3 protein-coding genes are annotated in these 3,658 nt (G+C 68.6%); 1 reads left to right on the forward strand and 2 read right to left on the reverse strand.

Annotated features, from left to right (window positions below; all coding sequences use genetic code 11):
- Together VFZ70_17310 and VFZ70_17315 are read right to left on the reverse strand one after the other, a co-directional pair.
- The coding region (locus tag VFZ70_17310) for an alpha/beta-hydrolase family protein (protein ID HEX6257571.1) at positions 1 to 1,194 on the reverse strand (1,194 nt) is incomplete at its 3' end.
- Positions 1,191 to 2,312, reverse strand: coding sequence for an AI-2E family transporter (locus VFZ70_17315; GenBank protein ID HEX6257572.1), 1,122 nt, complete (start codon positions 2,310 to 2,312; stop codon positions 1,191 to 1,193). The genes VFZ70_17310 and VFZ70_17315, both read right to left, overlap by 4 nt.
- Before the next feature lie 368 nt (positions 2,313 to 2,680).
- Here VFZ70_17315 and VFZ70_17320 point away from each other — a divergent pair.
- A partial coding sequence (locus VFZ70_17320; protein ID HEX6257573.1) for an APC family permease occupies positions 2,681 to 3,658 on the forward strand: 978 nt, incomplete at its 3' end.

Below are 3,658 nucleotides of genomic sequence, written 5' to 3' on the forward strand. Positions count from 1 at the left end.
GAGGAATGATGGATACCGTCCGTACTGGATGCAGCACGTCGCGATGTCTCCGCGGGTGAACAGCTCGGTGGCCTCGATCATCGTCTGGTCGATCCATCCGGTGCCGGTCGGGCAGACGAGCAGCAGGTGGGACCGGTCGAACGCTCCCGTACGGTCGAGCTCCGCGAGGGCCAGCTCGGCGCGACCGGACTGGTAGACCGGTTCGCTGTTGAACCCGACGTAGGCCCGGATCGGGTGCGCGAGCGCCGGCTCGCCCATCACGTCGGCGATCATCTGCGGGGTCACGACGTCCGTCACGTAGCGGCGACCCTGCTGCCCGAGATCGCCGTAGGGCAGCAGGCTCCGCGGTCCGCCCGACACGGCGTCGTCGACCGGCGGGCGGGCGTATCCCGGCTCCACCTTCTCGTTGGCACGCCCGACGTAGGCGACGCCGGCGTTGTACAGCCCGCTGAAGGCGAATCCCCAGAGCGCCGCGTTCGCGGTCCGCGCCAGGACGTCCTTCGACCAGCCATCGCCGAGGTACGACCTGAGCAGCCGCCGCGTCGACACGTACGACCGTGCCAGCCCCGTACCGACGGCCGAGACGACGGCCGCGGTCCCCACAGCGCGTGGGACGGTCGCGTGCTGTTCGATCGGCCATTGGTCGATCGCCGCATCGCGGTCGGCCAGTTGCCGCCCGGCCCTGACCACGACGCCGGCGACAGCCAGCGAGGCGACCAGGGTCGGCCGTAGTGCCCGCTGGGCCGGGTAGCGCTGCCGCAGCCATATCGCCGCGTCGTGCAACGCGCCACCAACCGCCGCAGCGGTGACGAGATGGCCGGCACTGCGAACGCCGGCGCGAGTCAGGTGCTCGTCGTCGCGTCGCGGCAACGCGCTCGCGCCCGCACCGGTCAGCCCGATGGCCGCCCGTGTCGCGAGCTGCGCGCTGATGCCCAGATCGGCGGGACGCGCCCGGTTGACACCCAGTTCGATCGCCCGCGCGACACCTCGGGCAACGAGCAGGTTCAGGCCCGCCGCCACCCCCTGGAGGGTGGACGTACGCGGCATCAGTGATGGCCCGAACGAATCGAGCAGCGCGGAGGTCTCCAGGGCACCGGACGGCGAGGTGGTCAGCGGGTTCACCCACGTCGCCGCGCGCGTGATCGCGTCGCGCGCCGCGTCGACGCCGCCGTTACGCCACGGGACGGGCCTCACGGCTGCGTGGCCTCTGCCGGACGGTCATCGGCAGGCGCCTGTTCCGGTTCCGCGGTCTGATACTCCGAGTGGTACACGACGTCGTAGCTCCTCGCGTAGTTCGAGGCGGCTGCCGAGATCAGCGCCGCGACGGGCAGGGCGACGAAGGCGCCGATGGGTCCGGCGATGGCGCCACCGGCCAGGGCGGCCCCGAACGCTACACCACCGTTGAGCGACATCGTGTCGGAGCTGATCCGCGGGCTGAGCACGTAGTTCTCCACCTGCTGGTAGACGAGGGCGTAGCCGAGGACCACCACCCCGGCCACCAGGCCCTGGATCGCGCTGGTGACGAGGATCGGGATCGCAGCACCGATGTAGGTGCCGACGGCCGGGATGAAGACCGACACGAACCCGGCGAACACCGCCAGTGGCAGGGCAAACGACATCGGCATGCCGACGATGACCATGGTCAGGAGGAACCCCGTGCCGTTGATCACCATCAGGATCATGCGCGAGTAGAAGTAGCCACCGGTCTGCACGATCGCCTGGTCCCACGTCCAGCCGATCCGCTGCTGTGCCGCGGGGGTGAACAGCCGCAGGACCGCCCGTTGGACCCCCGGTGCCTCGGCCGTGAAGTAGAAGGTGAACATCGCGATGGTCGCGAGGTTGAAGATCAAGGTGATCCCACCCGAGGCGATCCCGACGAGTCGACCGAATGCGTCGGCGGCGAACTCGCCGGTCTGCTCGCCGGCCCCGACCACACCGCCACTCACGCCTTCGTTGAGCGGGAACCCGAGGTTCTCGCTCGTCCACTCGTTGACCCGGGCGAACCATTCGTCGCCGTTCTCGGCGATCCTGGCGGCCAGCTCTCCCATCGCTGGCGCCAGGATGAACACCATGAACAGGAGGACCAGCAACCCCACCGCGTAGATGACGCCGACCGCGGCGCCGCGTCGCCACCCGTACCTGTTGTGCAGCCACCGCACGGCCGGGTCCATCGCCAGGCTGAAGAAGAACGACAGCGCCACCATTGTCAGCAGTCCGGCGGCCGCTCTGGCCGCGTTCAGCAGGACGATCGTGAGCAGGATGGCGCCGATCACCTGCCAGACCGTCCGCCCGGCGACCTCGACGCGTGTCACGGCCACCGTCGGCGGTGTCGGTTGCGCCGGATCGACCGGCGTCGACGGAGGGTCTGATCGATGTTCTGGCTGAGCAACCTTCACATCCGACGCAGGATCCGACGATTCGATCATCTGGAGGCGCTTCCTGTGCTCATCCGTGCTCGAACGCCAGGAACTGACAGCACGACGGTCAGCATCGCCATGTGTCGTCCCCTCGCGTCCGTGCTCACGAGGCTAGTGGTCGGAGACCCCATCGCGTCATCCCCATCGGGTGAGATCCGACCGGCCGTGGGATCACCTCGAATCACCTCGATCGGATGACGTATCGCCGTCGCGGCCGAGCGATCATCGAGTGTGCCGATGATCGGCTGCCGGAGGTGGTGGACGTGACAGCACCCGGAGGCGCAGCGCAGATGACTGTGCGTGGAGCTGCGTTCCTCGGCGTGGGATCGATGGTCGGCGCCGGGATCTTCGCGCTGCTCGGCGAGGCCGGGGCCGTAGCCGGCCCGGCCGTCTGGCTCTCGTTCCTCCTCGGTGGCGTCGTCGCCACACTGCTGGGCTACGTGGTGGCCAAGCTCGGAGCACGGTACCCATCGTCTGGTGGCATCGTGACCTTCCTGATCGAGGGCTTCGGCACCGGGCACATCACGGGAGTGGTCTCGTGGCTGCTGTACTTCGCGGCGCTGATCATCACCGCGATGGTCGCCGTGTCGTTCGGCAGCTACGCGACGGCGCTGTTCTTCGGCAACGACGCGTCGGCCGTCGCGGCAGGCGCGTTCACGACGGTGATGGTCATCGCAGTCGCCGCCGTCAACCTCATGGGCGCGTCGAGCATCGACCGGGTCCAGTCGATCATCGTGGTGGTCCTGCTCGCCGTCTTTGGCGTGTTCGTCGTCGTGACGTTCAGCGAGATGGATACTGCGATGCTGGCGAGGTCGCTGTATCCGCCGGCCATCGACATCGTGTCGAGCATTGCTCTGACGTTCTTCGCCTACCTCGGGTTCGCGGTCATCAGCTTCACTGGAGGCGACCTGCCCAACCCGGAGCGCAGTCTGCCGCGTGCGATGTACCTGGCGCTCGGGATCACGAGCGTCCTGTACGTGCTGGTGTCGATCGGCGTGTTCGGGACGCTAACCGTCGAGGAGGTGATCGCGAACGGTGAGACGGCGCTGGCGGAGGCGGCGCGGCCAGTGCTCGGTGACGCCGGCTTCGCGATCATGGCGATCGCGGCGCTGCTTGCGACGACGTCCTCGGTCAACGCCAACATCTACGGCGCCGTCGGCACCACTGCGAAGCTCGCCGAGACACGCCAGTTCCCGCCCGTGTTCGGCAGCCGTGCACTGGTCGGAGGCACACGCGGGCTG

The sequence above is a fragment of the Euzebyales bacterium genome, assembly GCA_036374135.1.
In the GTDB taxonomy this organism is placed as follows: domain Bacteria; phylum Actinomycetota; class Nitriliruptoria; order Euzebyales; family JAHELV01; genus JAHELV01.